Raw genomic sequence first — 13,208 nt, forward strand, 5'->3', positions numbered from 1 at the left:
ATTGCCATGGAGCACAAGCATGACCCTTGATTCTGCCGTGACCGGCGAAGCGGCTTCCCACCAGGCCCTGATCGAAGCGGTGTTGCCGTCGTGGTTGACGGCGGCGGCACCGGCGTTGCGCGAGGCTTATTTCGCCAGTTCGTTGCTCAGTGTGCGGTCCAGTGCGGATGCCGCCCAGGTCAGCGCGCGCTTGCAGACGCCTGCCGCGTTCTGCGCGCCGTTGTTGCAGGCAGCGCTGCAAAAGGCCTACCCGACGCTTGCGCTGGACGTGAACAAGCACGAACTGATTCGCATGGTGCGCACCCGTGACGGGCTGACCACCCAACTGACGCCCAGGCACCAAACCCTGCTCGAAGCGGCCTTGCAGAACTTCCTGCCTGCCGAAGCGAGGCCCGGGGGGCTGGAGGAGGGTACGGTCATCCTGCCGGTTGGCGTCTTCGGTTTTACCCTCGATGACGACGGCAGCCTGGTGTATCGCTACCCGGACAGCGCGCGGGTCAAGCTTGAGGTGCATGATTTCGCAGCCCTGGTCCGCAAGCTGGATCTGGGCCGTCAGTACCAGGCGCACTTCAAGGCGGTGTTCCGCCCACTCGGTCAGGCGCCCAGCGAAGATCTCGAACAGGCCGACACTGCCGGCCGGTTCAACCTGGCCATACGCGACCATCTGGACGCCGCGGCCGTGACCGCGCGGATCCGCGGATACATCAGCGAAGCGGCCTATCGGGCAGTCAAGCAGATCACGCAACCCAGGGACTTGCAGCCCGCTAGCTGGGAGGGCAAGTCGCTGCGGTTCTGCCAGCTGGGGTTGCTGCATACGCCGCTGACCAAGGGGTACAGCCTGTTGGGCATGGTGCTGATCGAACAGGTGAACGGTTCGGCCTGCCTGGCCTACATGCCCGGCGAGCCGACCCATGCACTCAGGGAGTACGCCTCACGGCAGGCGTTCGCCGATACCCTGCGTGAGAGATTGCGCGAGGTGCCTTACCGTGACTATTTCGGGCGCTTCGTCGCTCAGCGCAGCCAGGCGGCGTTTACCGAGCGTCTGGTCAACACCTTGTCGCCGGTACCCTGGATCGTGCCTGGCCAATTCGTCAAACCACCGGTCCCCAACCCTGACGCGGACATCGGCCTGCGTGTGTATCCGGTCGAGGGCAAGCTGGTGCACCTGCTGTATAGCCAGCAACTGATCAAGTTGGGAGAAACGGTGCGCCTGGCGGTGGTACCCACCGATGACGAGGATCAATTGGCGCGAGAGCAGCGTGTTGCGTGGTGGGAAGGGGTGTTGGCCAGCGCATTCGATATCGCCACGTTCGTCGTGCCTGGGGCTGGGGAACTGGCACTGGCGGTCGGCGCTGTCGAACTGGTCAAGGACCTGTGCCTGGGCGTCGATGACTGGAAACACGGGCAGACGGTGGAAGCGATCAGCCAATTCGGCGCCGTGGCACAGAACGTAGCATTGCTGGCCAGCGGTGCCGCAGCCAGCATCGCTCTGGCGCACTCACCGTTCATGGAGGCGCTTGTCCCGGTCATCGACAGCGCAGGCAAGCCACGCCTGCTGAATCCGGACCTGACGGCGTATGCCACCGACATCAGCCTGCCCGCCGACGCTATGCCCAATGCTCTGGGCCAGTATCGGTTCAACGACCGTACCTATGTGCGCATCGACCAGCACTACTACCAGCACGTGCAGGATGAAACGAGTGGGCAATGGGTCATCGACCATCCCAGGCTGCGCGACACCTATCGCCCGGTGCTGACCCATAACAGGGCCGGGGCGTGGCAGCACGTTCACGAGCAGCCACTGCAGTGGCAAGGTGCGCAACTGTTGCGCCGGTTTGGCGCCATCACCGATCGTCTGAGCGATGCCGAGCTGCTGCAGGTCAACGACGCCTGTGGGATTTCCCCCGAGCAATTGCGCGAAGCCCACGTGAACCGACAGCAAGCCCCTGTGCTGTTGCAGGACGCGTTGTTGCGTTACCGCGCCCGGCGCGATGTCGAGCGCCTGGTTACGCAGGTTCGGCAGGCGCAGCCGCCCGGGGAGGGCGCTGCCTACTGTCTGCCACTGCTGCAGCGTGTTGCCGGCTGGCCGCAAAGCTGGACCCTGCGCGTGGTCGCCGAGGACGGTCATGCCGTGCAGTACGGCGCCGGGCACGCCGAGCCGATCGTGGTCCAGCGCAGCGACTGGCTGGCGGGCAAGCTGTGCGAACGCATCGTCGAGCAGCTCGACGACACGCAGAAGCAGCGTCTGTTTCCGGACAGCGTCGAGAACTCCGTACAGGGCCAATCCTCGGCATTGGCCCAGGCCCTGGCCGATCAGGTGCAGGCGGCCAGTGCGGACATTGCCGACGGACTCTATGCCCACCAGGAGCCTAAACTGACCAAGGAAGCGGCGCCCATCAAACGCCTGTTCCCCGGATTGTCCGGGCGAGCAGCCAACGACCTGGCCGCGCAGGCGCTGGACTGGGAGCTGAGCCAGTTACGTGGTAGCGGACGGCTGTCCGTGCGCCTGACCGAGCAAGCACGTCTGTACCTGCGCGTACAGCGGCTGAATCGGGCGTGCGAGGGGCTGATCGATCCAGCTTTCACTTCCGAAGATCGCGACACCCTGGCCCTCGGCCTGCTTGCCCAACTGCCCGGCTGGACCGGTCATACTCGAATCGAGCTGCATGCCGGGTACCTGCAGGGTCGCACGTTGGCAACGGTGGGCAGTGAAGCGGCCAGCGAGGTGAAGTATCTGGTCAGTCAAGACGGGCAATACCAGGCGTTCGACGCGCTGGAGCAGGCGCTGGGCGGCCAGCAGGATGTGTTCGCGGCGCTGTGCAGTGCCTTGCCGGATGTCGAACTGAAGGCACTGTCGCTCTCGCGCCACGACAGCCGAGGGCTGCGCAAAAGCCTGTCGGCACAGGCCGCAAGCGACCGAACGCGCGCGGGTCTACTACTCGGGCAGAGGGTGATACAGCCGTGGTTCAAACTGCCCCAGCTCACCGAGCAGGGGACCGGTTACACCCTGAGCGGTCGGGCAGAGGCCTCCTGGGGCCAGCGGCGGCGCTTGCGTGCGTTGTACCCCAGCCTCAGTTATAGGGACATGGCCGCGCTACGCGACGTGCTGCGCCGTCCGGGTGAAAGCTTCGAACTGGCGATTCAGCGTCTGGAGCAAGAGTACAAGGTATTGGACAGTTCGCTGGAGCTGTGGAGCCGAGCACTGCCCGAGTACGCCGCCGCCCGCGCCGAAGTGCGTAACCGCCTGCTCAGGGCCTGGCGGGGCGAAACACGCCGAGTCAACCTCAGCGGCCGGACCCTCGGTGAGTTGCCGCTGATCACCGCCGACTTCAGCCATATCGTCGAGCTCAAGATGGAGCGCATGCAGCTGTCGGCAGACCCGTCCTTCTTTCTTTCGCGATTCCCGAGGCTTCAGAAGTTGTCCCTGGGTCAGAATTTCCTGCGGGCCATTCCGTCGCAGATCAAGGAGCTCACGGCACTGACGCACCTGGACCTGCAGCTCAATGTGATGGAACCGGTGCCGGACGTGTTCGCCGAGCTGGCCAAGGACGACAGCAGCGTCATCCAAGTCCTCAACATGGACCGCGCATGTGTTTCGACCATCGTCGACGGTCGCGAGCAGCCGCTGTTGCTCGGCGAGCAGGCCATGACCAGCCTGTCACGCCTCAAACAGCTGCGCTCTCTGATTCTGGCCAACAATGCGTTCAGCTTCGACGACCGGGGCATGGCGATCCTGGGGCACATGAATCAGTTGGAAGAACTGTCGTTGAAAAACACCTTGATGAGCCTGACCGATCAGGGGCGCCAGGCACTCAGCCGCCTGACACGTCTCCGATCACTGAACCTGAGCTTCAATGAACTGGGGCAGGCGCCGGATGTGGCCCGCATGCGCATGCTGGAAAAGCTGATCCTGCAATCCACCGGCCTCACACAATGGCCAGAGGGCTTGAGCTTCCTGATGAATCGTCACGCCACGCCGTTACGCTGGATCAACCTGAGCGACAACAACCTGACCGAGCTGCCCGACCTGGCTGAAACCACCTACGTCACCATGATGCGCTCCTTCATACTGCGTGAGCAGTTCCACATCAACCTCGACCGCAACCCACTGTCGGAGCTCTCACGGCGGCGCCTGCGGCGGGCACGCATCGATTTCCAGGCCGGCGACCGGAACACCGCAAGCAGTGCGCAGAATCAGACCAGCAACGCCTGGCTTACCGATTGTCCCCATGACTTGCGTGCCAGTATCGAGGCGGACCAGAACACGCCGGAAGCGGCCGCCTTCTACCGAGTCATGGCGCGCCTGACGTCCACGGACGCCTACAAACGCCACCCCGAGCCCTTCAAGGCGCGCATGTGGTCGGTAATGCGCGCGGTGGTTGCCGATGCCCAGGCACCCGGCGACGGGCTGGGAACGGGCGACTTGCGTGAGCAACTGTTCGAGCACGCCACCTTGGTCGACGGCAGCTGCGGGGATGGCATGAGCATCGTGCTGGATTATTTCGAAACGCGAACGCTGGCCTGGCAGGCTGCGTCCTCGGCCATGGCCGGTGGAGAGGCGATGCTGCGTCCGTTGCTGGGCTTGGGGCGTCAGCTGTACCGCGCGGCGCTGGTGGATGAGTATGCCGCAGCCATCACCCAGGGACGCTTGAATCGGCGTGCCGCGCTGATTCTGGAAGCCCTGGAAATACCTGCGCTGCATCCCATGGATCAGATAACGGACGCCCAGCTGCTCGATGGCAACCCCGATGAGGTCGAGATCCGTCTGCTGTTGCGCAACCGTCTGCAGGCTCGCCTGGCGCTGCGCGCGCAGCCATCGATGCTGTACAGCGAAATCCTCTCCACCGAGACCACCCGGCAAGTGGGCAATGCCGTGCTCACGGATGAAACCGCCAGCGGCATGTTGGATTGGCTGGCCGAACAGCCGTTCTGGAGCCTGTACCTGCGGCGGGTGTACCCGCAGCGGTTCGAAGCGGTCGAGAGCTTGTGGGGGAACGTGCTGATTCATTTCGAAGAAGCCAGGACGCTGGACCCGTTCAGCGTCGAGCAGGACACTTTGGCCACCGTACTCAAGGCGCTGAGCGACTTGGCGCCGGAAACCCTGTGGGGCGGGGCGCAAGGGGAGCCATTGCGTGTCGTCATGACGGATCAGGCGGCGTTGGAGATGTACGCCTCGATCAGTACGGGCCGTACCAAGGCGACTCAACGGCTGATCAGAACCTTGTCTGAGGAGGTGACCGCAGCGAACGTTGCGTAACGAGGCGGTGCAATGAAAAGGCTGGCGCAAGGTAAATCGCGCCAGCCTTTTTAGGTTCAGCGACGACGGAACAGCGGCAGCGGTTCGTCGGTGGCCGCCTGGTAGCTCACGGAGAAGTCCTTGAGACTTTCCAGTGCTTCGTACGGATCCTTGTCGGCGCGCAAGGCGAAGGCATCGAAGCCGCAGCGGTGCAGGTAGAACAGTTGGTCGCGCAGCACGTCGCCGATGGCGCGCAGTTCACCCTTGAAGCCATAGCGATCGCGCAACAGGCGTGCGTTCGAGTAGTTGCGGCCATCGGTGAATGCCGGGAAGTTCAGGGCGATGACCTCGAACTGGTTGGCCACCTCGCCGATCTCTTCGGCTTCCTCGTCACTGTCCAGCCACACGCCCAGGCCGCCATCGCGGGCCTGGAGCGCCGGACCGTGTTCGCGCCACAGGGCCAGTGGTACGATCAGATCATCGCAGTTGCTGATGCCGTCGAACGGTGTGTCCTTGGGCAGCAGGTGCCAGGTTTCGTCGACAACTTCGTTGTTCTTAATGATTCGCTGCATAGACGCGCTCCTTGAAGGGGTCGATGCCGATCCGCTGGTAGGTATCGATGAAACGCTCGTCTTCGGTGCGTTTTTCCACGTACACGTCGATCAGCTTGGAAATGACATCGGGCATGGCTTCCTGGGCGAAGGAGGGGCCCAGGATCTTGCCCAGGCTGGCGTCGCGGCTGGCGCTGCCACCCAGGGACACCTGGTAGAACTCTTCGCCTTTCTTGTCCACGCCCAGAATGCCGATGTGGCCAACGTGATGGTGACCGCAGGCGTTCATGCAACCGGAGATGTTGAGATCCAGCTCGCCGATGTCGAACAGGTAGTCCAGATCGTCGAAACGACGCTGGATGGATTCGGCGATCGGAATCGACTTGGCGTTGGCCAGGGAGCAGAAATCACCCCCTGGGCAGCAGATGATATCGGTCAGCAGACCAATGTTCGGCGTGGCAAAACCGCCTTCGCGCAGCTCGTTCCACAGGCTGAACAGCTGGGCCTGTTCGACGTCGGCCAGAATGATGTTCTGCTCATGGGAGGTGCGCAGCTGGCCGAAGCTGTACTTGTCGGCCAGATCGGCAACGGCGTCAAGCTGCTTGTCGGTCAGGTCGCCGGGGGCCACGCCGGTCGGCTTGAGCGACAGGGTTACCGCCACGTAGCCGGGCTTCTTGTGCGCCAGGGTGTTGCGCGAACGCCAGCGGGCGAAGCCGGGGTGCTCGCTGTCGAGCTGGGCCAGGTCGGCCGCGAAATCAGGCAGTGCCTTGTAGTCCGGGTCGACGAAGTGCTTGGCCACGCGGTGCAGTTCGGCCTCGGTCAGGGTCGTGCTGCCGCCACGCAGGTGCTCCATCTCGGCATCGACTTTCTGGGCGAAGACTTCCGGCGTCAGCGCCTTGACCAGGATCTTGATGCGCGCCTTGTACTTGTTGTCGCGACGGCCATAGCGGTTGTACACGCGCAGGATGGCGTCCAGGTAGCTGAGCAGGTCCTGCCAGGGCAGGAACTCGTTGATGAACGCGCCGACTACCGGCGTGCGGCCCAGGCCGCCACCGACCAGGACGCGGAAGCCCAGCTCGCCGGCGTCGTTGTGCACGGGCTCAAGGCCGATGTCGTGCACCTCGATGGCGGCACGGTCGGTGCTGGCGCCATTGACGGCAATCTTGAACTTGCGCGGCAGGTAGGCGAATTCGGGGTGGAAAGTGGTCCACTGACGAACGATCTCGCACCAGGGGCGCGGGTCGATCACCTCGTCGGCGGCAACGCCGGCGAACTGGTCGGTGGTGACGTTGCGCAGGCAGTTGCCGCTGGTCTGGATCGCGTGCATCTGCACGGTGGCCAGTTCGGCGAGGATGTCCGGAATGTCTTCCACGGCCGGCCAGTTGAACTGCACGTTCTGCCGGGTGCTGATGTGGGCGTAGCCTTTGTCGTAATCGCGAGCGATCTTGGCCATCATGCGCGTCTGGCGCGATGTCAGCTGGCCGTAGGGCACGGCGACGCGCAGCATCGGGGCAAAACGCTGGATGTACAGGCCGTTCTGCAGGCGCAGCGGGCGAAATTCTTCTTCGCTCAGTTCGCCAGCCAGGTAGCGGCGGGTCTGATCCCGGAACTGCTTGACGCGGTCCTCGATGATCCGTTGATCGTACTCGTCATAAACGTACATGGTGATCCTGTTCTCAGGCTGTCTTTCGCATCATCAGAAAAAGCACGCGCACGGTCGCGCACTCTTAGCAGAGCCGACGGAAGATAACAGTTTGTAAATAGACGTAAAAGTGACGTTTGAGTATATGCACCGAACCAGAATGCATATGCACGTGGGAGTCTTCACCCTGTGGGAGCGGTCATGCTGTGGGAGCGGGCTCTGCCCGCGAAGGGCACACCGCGCAGTGCCTGCGGAACCACACCGATCTTTTCGCGGGCAGAGCCCGCTCCCACAGGAGAGGATATGCCCGCATCAGCGGGATCAGAGCGCCTTGCTGATATGGATGTCGCTGATGTTCGCCGCGGCGTCGCCATGCAGGGCCACCAACGCCGCCTTCGCTTCTTCCAGCGAGCCCGTTTCCAGGTGCGCGAAGTCCCAGCGACGCTGCCCATCGAGGTTGTAGCGGATCACGTACTTGATCATGGGTGCCCCTGCATCAGGTGAATTTCGAAGCCGTGCGGCGCACGATCTTGATCTTGTGGGTGAACGTGCTCTTGCGCGTGACGCTCGACAGCTTGGTGCCGGCGGTGTCGATGGTGATGTTCCAGAAACCGGTGCTGGGCGCCGTGATCTTGGCCGGGAAGGTGTCGAACGCGCCGCCGTGATAAGTATGTCGCCCACCGTTCTTGAAGCTGCGGAAGTTGGCGTCGCTCATCAGGCGGATGTTGCAGCGCTGGGAGCATTCGATGACGACCAGATCGTCTTCGTTGAGGTGCTCGCGCTGGTGAACGAATTTCATGGACTCTCCACAGTTGCAGGTGCGCAAAAAAGCGCAACGATATCATGCGCATCGCCGTGCGGATAAATTCTGCCGATGCATGGAGCAAATTCATGACCTTGCGGTCACAGGGTATTTAATGACGGAGATGCATCATGAAGTGGGCCTGGTTGACGGCAGTGGTAATGCTCGGTGGTTGTGCCACCGTGACGGACATCGAGAAAAGCCCCGAGACCATGAGTGTAATTTCCGGCAAGACCCCCAAGGAATATTCCACCTGTGTCGTCGCTCAGCTGAGCAACAGCCGCGGACCGTCGCTGATCGAACAGAAACACGACGGCTATCGCATCATCGTTCCGCAGAAACTTTCCAAGGACCCGGCCGCCGTGCTGATCGTCGACGATCGTTCCGGTGGCAGCAGCATCAAGGTGCACGAGCGCCTGTCCAACGTACCGCTGCGCCCGGCCGATGTACGCCAGGCGGCCGAGAAATGCATCTCCGGCTGAGCCGGCGCTATTTGCAGATCACCACCAGGCTGCGGGTCTGGTAGTTGCCCAGGTCGGCATCCGCCAGCCCAGCCTCGTCAGCACGTCTCGGCACGCCCTGAGTCGCTACCGTCTGGTAGCCGCCGGGGCACTCGAGTCTTGCCTGCTCGTCGCACTTGTCCCAGGACATGGCCTGACCCGAACAGTCGATGTTCAAGCCCTGTTGGCCGTTCTTCAAAATGGTGGCGGAAGTGCTCGCGCAGGCCGAAACGGCGAGCACGGCGATGCAGGACAGGGTAGTGCGCAGGAGGGTGTTCATGAGGCGGGATTCTTCAGGTAGACAAGGGGGCCGCTATGCGGTGGCCCAATGCTATACACTGGCAAGCGGCAAGGGTAGTTGTGCGCGGAAATTTTCCGTTGCTCAAGCGGTGTAGCAATATTTACCCTGCAGTGGAACTATCTTCACCAGGATTTCTCTATCAACCAATCAATTGGCCAGCGGCAGACATTGTGAAGTAGTCGACGCCTGAAACCGACTGTGCCGTACCTCGTCAGCATTGCTCTTTTGTAAGGACTCACATGATCAAGAAATGCTTGTTTCCAGCGGCCGGCTACGGTACTCGCTTCCTTCCAGCGACCAAAGCAATGCCCAAGGAAATGCTGCCGATCGTCAACAAGCCACTGATCCAGTACGGCGTCGAAGAAGCCCTGGAAGCTGGCCTGAGCCAGATCTCCATCGTCACCGGTCGCGGCAAGCGCGCGATCGAAGACCACTTCGACATCAGCTATGAGCTGGAAACCCAGATCAAGGGCACCGAGAAAGAGAAGTACCTGGTCGGCATCCGCAAGCTGATCGACCAGTGCACCTTCTCCTATACCCGCCAGGTGCAGATGAAGGGCCTGGGCCACGCCATCCTCAGCGGTCGTCCACTGATCGGCGACGAGGCGTTCGCCGTGGTCCTGGCGGACGACATGTGCGTGAATCTGGAAGGCGACGGCGTGCTGCAGCAGATGGTCAAGCTGTACAACCAGTTCCGCTGCTCGATCGTCGCCATTCAGGAAGTCGATCCTCAGGAAACGAACAAGTACGGCGTGATCGCCGGTGACATGATTCGTGAAGACATCTATCGCGTTACCAGCATGGTTGAAAAGCCAAAGCCTGAAGATGCCCCATCGAACCTGGCCATCATCGGCCGCTACATCCTGACCCCGGACATCTTCGACCTCATCGAACAGACCGAGCCAGGCAAGAGTGGCGAGATCCAGATCACCGATGCCCTGATGAAGCAGGCCCAGAACGGTTGCGTACTGGCCTACAAATTCAAGGGCGAGCGTTTCGACTGCGGCGGTGCGGAAGGCTACATCGACGCCACCAACTTCTGTTTCGAAAACTTCTACAAAACCGGCAAGGCGTTCATCTGACGCCTCACCGGCTTGCATGATCGACGCCGCTGCTCTTCGGACAGCGGCGTTCTCGTTTTATGGCCACGGCCCGGTGGCGGGTCGTGCAGGTGCCAGGAGAGCAACATGAGCTATGACTTCGATTTATTCGTGATTGGCGCCGGTTCCGGCGGTGTGCGCGCCGCGCGTTTTGCCGCAGGTTTCGGCGCAAAAGTGGCGGTGGCCGAGAGCCGCTACCTGGGCGGGACCTGCGTCAACGTGGGCTGCGTACCGAAGAAACTGCTGGTTTACGGCGCGCACTTTGCCGACGACTTCGACCATGCCAGCGGCTTTGGCTGGAGCCTGGAGAAACCCTCGTTCGATTGGTCGACGCTGATCGCCAACAAGAACAAGGAAATCGAACGGCTCAATGGCATCTACCGCAATCTGCTGGTGAACAGCGGCGTCAAGCTGGTCGAAGGCCATGCACGCCTGGTCGACCCGCACACGGTCGAAGTGGACGGCCAGCGCTTCAGCGCCGAGCACATCCTCGTGGCAACCGGTGGCTGGCCGCAGATCCCCGACGTACCGGGGCGCGAGCATGCCATCACGTCGAACGAGGCGTTTTTCCTCGAGCAGTTGCCCAAGCGAGTGATCGTGGTAGGGGGCGGCTACATCGCCGTCGAATTCGCCGGGATCTTCAATGGCCTGGGCAGCGAAACCACCTTGCTGTACCGCGGCGAGATGTTCCTGCGCGGCTTCGATGGTTCGGTGCGCAAGCACTTGAGCGAAGAGCTGACCAAGCGCGGCATGAACCTGCAGTTCAATGCCGACATTGCCCGCATCGACAAGCTCGATGACGGCAGCCTCAACGTCACCCTCAAGGACGGCCGCGAGTTGGCGGCCGATTGCGTGTTCTACGCCACCGGACGCCGGCCGATGCTGGACAACCTGGGGCTGGAGAACACCGGTGTGAAGCTGGACGACAAGGGGTTCATCCAGGTCGACGAGCAGTTCCAGACCACCGAGCCGTCGATCCTGGCGCTGGGTGACGTGATTGGACGGGTACAGCTCACGCCCGTGGCCTTGGCCGAGGGTATGGCCGTGGCGCGTCGGCTGTTCAAGCCCGAGCAGTATCGCCCGGTGGATTACAAGCACATTCCGACGGCGGTGTTCAGCCTGCCGAACATCGGTACCGTCGGCTTGACCGAGGAAGAAGCGCGCGAGCAGGGCCATTCGGTGCAGATTTTCGAAAGCCGTTTCCGGCCCATGCAGTTCAGCCTGACCCACAGCCAGGAGCGCACCCTGATGAAGCTGGTGGTCGATGCCGATACCGACAAGGTGCTGGGATGCCACATGGTCGGTCCCGATGCCGGCGAGATCGTTCAGGGCCTCGCCATCGCATTGAAGGCTGGCGCGACCAAGCAGGTCTTCGACGAAACCATCGGCGTGCATCCCACGGCCGCCGAAGAGTTCGTCACCATGCGCACACCGGTGGACGCCTGAGTCCTGGGCCTGCCGGTCAGTCCGGCAGGCCAACCACGGCGGCGTATTCCTGCAGCGCGGCATCGTGGCTGATGCCCAGCTTTTCCATGGCGCAGCGTTTCTGGCGGCTGATGGTCTTCTCGCTGCGATCCAGATGTGCAGCCACGTCACGCCCGCTCATGCCGCCTACCAGCAATTTCAGCACTTCCAATTCACGGGTCGAGAGGCGCTCATGGGCGCCCCGGGGTTCGACTTCGTGTTCGGCCAGGCGCCGGGTGAAGCGGGCGCTGAGGTAGTGGCTGCCGCGCATCAGGGTGTAAGCCGCCGTGCTCAGGTTGCTCAGGCATTCTTGCTTGTCGTACAGGCCCCGCGCTCCGCTGTCGAGAATGGCGCGCAGCACCATGGGGTTGTCCAGCGTAGTCAACACCAGCACGGGCAGGCGTGGGTAGAGAAGGCGTACCTGACGCAACAGGGCCAAGCCGTCGCCGCCTTGCTCCTGAGGCATCCGGTAGTCGGTGATCAGCAGATCACAGGCGTGCTGCTGCAGGCATTCGAGGACCTGACTGGCGCTCTCGGCTTCGTCGATGACGCTGAAGCGCGATCGCGGCGCACGCTCCAGAGCGATGCGCAGCCCGAGTCGAACGGCCGAGTGGTCGTCGGCCACGATGGTTTTGATAGTCATCTGGTTGATCTCATCTGCGAAAGCGGGCCCCATGCTAGCTGTCAGGTGGGGGCATGGCTGTCAGGAAGGCGTTGGTGCAGGCGTGAGAAAAGTCGACAAAAAGCGGCGGCATCGCCCTCTGTTCACAATTCTTCTTTATTATGGGTAGCCTCGATAGGCAAAACCAATCGGTAGCATCCAGTTTGCCAATGAGCTATCGCTCGAGCATGTGTTTAGGATGCTCCCTATCGAATTCAAACACGATTTCAACCCCCTGAAGGAGAGTCACCGATGCCGATCATCAACAGCCAAGTCAAGCCATTCAACGCCACCGCTTACCACAACGGCGCTTTCGTGCCGGTCAGCGACGCCGATCTGAAAGGCAAATGGTCTGTCGTATTCTTCTACCCAGCCGACTTCACCTTCGTCTGCCCAACCGAACTGGGCGACCTGGCCGACAACTACGAAGCGTTCAAGCAACTGGGCGTGGAAATCTACGGCGTGTCGACCGACACCCACTTCACCCACAAAGCCTGGCACGACACTTCCGACACCATTGGCAAGATCCAGTACCCGCTGATCGGTGACCCGACCCACGTCATCTCGAAGAACTTCGACGTGCTGATCGAAGCCGACGGTATTGCTGATCGTGGCACCTTCGTGATCAACCCCGAAGGTCAGATCAAGATCGTCGAACTGAACGACGGTGGTGTAGGCCGTGACGCTTCCGAGCTGCTGCGCAAGGTCAAGGCTGCCCAGTACGTTGCTGCCCACCCAGGCGAAGTCTGCCCAGCCAAGTGGAAAGAAGGCGAAGCCACCCTGGCTCCATCGCTGGACCTGGTTGGCAAGATCTAAGCAGCTTCCCACGCTGTTTCCCGCGGGTCATTTCCCGCGGGATCGCGACATCCGTTACGGGATTGCGATACCTCCTTAACGGACCGCTTTCGTATCATCGTTTCCAAAAGTATCTCGCTCACGCGGGGCCCAGTG

At 62.0% G+C, this 13,208-nt stretch carries 11 protein-coding genes; 5 read left to right on the forward strand and 6 right to left on the reverse strand.

Annotated features, from left to right (window positions below; genetic code table 11):
• Positions 1-19: 19 nt before the first annotated feature.
• Positions 20-5,257, forward strand: coding sequence for a dermonecrotic toxin domain-containing protein (locus ABMD26_RS21545; RefSeq protein WP_354311734.1), 5,238 nt, complete (start codon positions 20-22; stop codon positions 5,255-5,257).
• A gap of 56 nt (positions 5,258-5,313) precedes the next feature.
• Here ABMD26_RS21545 and ABMD26_RS21550 read toward each other — a convergent pair whose 3' ends face one another.
• From ABMD26_RS21550 to ABMD26_RS21565, 4 genes are all read right to left on the reverse strand, one after another.
• Positions 5,314-5,808: a DUF934 domain-containing protein gene (locus ABMD26_RS21550; protein ID WP_134722462.1), complete on the reverse strand. Its 495-nt coding sequence runs from the start codon at positions 5,806-5,808 to the stop codon at positions 5,314-5,316.
• Positions 5,792-7,450, reverse strand: a complete 1,659-nt coding sequence (locus tag ABMD26_RS21555) for a nitrite/sulfite reductase (RefSeq protein WP_134722461.1) — start codon at positions 7,448-7,450, stop codon at positions 5,792-5,794. The genes ABMD26_RS21550 and ABMD26_RS21555 overlap by 17 nt, the downstream gene beginning before the upstream one ends.
• 300 nt (positions 7,451-7,750) lie before the next feature.
• Complete coding sequence (locus ABMD26_RS21560) at positions 7,751-7,912, reverse strand: hypothetical protein (RefSeq protein ID WP_090358484.1); 162 nt, start codon at positions 7,910-7,912, stop codon at positions 7,751-7,753.
• Between the two features lie 13 nt (positions 7,913-7,925).
• On the reverse strand, positions 7,926-8,228 hold the full coding sequence (locus tag ABMD26_RS21565) for a DUF1883 domain-containing protein (protein ID WP_049859451.1): 303 nt from the start codon (positions 8,226-8,228) through the stop codon (positions 7,926-7,928).
• 134 nt (positions 8,229-8,362) lie between these two features.
• Between ABMD26_RS21565 and ABMD26_RS21570 the strand changes: the two genes are divergently transcribed.
• Positions 8,363-8,713, forward strand: coding sequence for a hypothetical protein (locus ABMD26_RS21570; protein ID WP_354311735.1), 351 nt, complete (start codon positions 8,363-8,365; stop codon positions 8,711-8,713).
• Between the two features lie 7 nt (positions 8,714-8,720).
• Here ABMD26_RS21570 and ABMD26_RS21575 read toward each other — a convergent pair whose 3' ends face one another.
• Positions 8,721-9,011: a hypothetical protein gene (locus ABMD26_RS21575; RefSeq protein WP_502948327.1), complete on the reverse strand. Its 291-nt coding sequence runs from the start codon at positions 9,009-9,011 to the stop codon at positions 8,721-8,723.
• A gap of 260 nt (positions 9,012-9,271) precedes the next feature.
• Between ABMD26_RS21575 and galU the strand changes: the two genes are divergently transcribed.
• Together galU and gorA are read left to right on the forward strand one after the other, a co-directional pair.
• Positions 9,272-10,114, forward strand: a complete 843-nt coding sequence (gene galU, locus ABMD26_RS21580; protein WP_049859454.1) for a UTP--glucose-1-phosphate uridylyltransferase GalU — start codon at positions 9,272-9,274, stop codon at positions 10,112-10,114.
• Positions 10,115-10,219: 105 nt separating this feature from the next.
• Positions 10,220-11,578 (forward strand): glutathione-disulfide reductase, encoded by a 1,359-nt coding sequence (gorA, locus tag ABMD26_RS21585; protein ID WP_134722460.1) that lies wholly within the window; start codon positions 10,220-10,222, stop codon positions 11,576-11,578.
• A gap of 16 nt (positions 11,579-11,594) precedes the next feature.
• Here gorA and ABMD26_RS21590 read toward each other — a convergent pair whose 3' ends face one another.
• Positions 11,595-12,239, reverse strand: a complete 645-nt coding sequence (locus tag ABMD26_RS21590; RefSeq protein WP_167649307.1) for a response regulator — start codon at positions 12,237-12,239, stop codon at positions 11,595-11,597.
• 270 nt (positions 12,240-12,509) lie between these two features.
• Between ABMD26_RS21590 and ahpC the strand changes: the two genes are divergently transcribed.
• Positions 12,510-13,073 (forward strand): alkyl hydroperoxide reductase subunit C, encoded by a 564-nt coding sequence (gene ahpC / locus ABMD26_RS21595; RefSeq protein ID WP_043189224.1) that lies wholly within the window; start codon positions 12,510-12,512, stop codon positions 13,071-13,073.
• Positions 13,074-13,208 lie beyond the last annotated feature (135 nt).

Origin of the sequence: Pseudomonas sp. PvP001 (genome assembly GCF_040546375.1) — a bacterium.
In the GTDB taxonomy this organism is placed as follows: domain Bacteria; phylum Pseudomonadota; class Gammaproteobacteria; order Pseudomonadales; family Pseudomonadaceae; genus Aquipseudomonas; species Aquipseudomonas coleopterorum.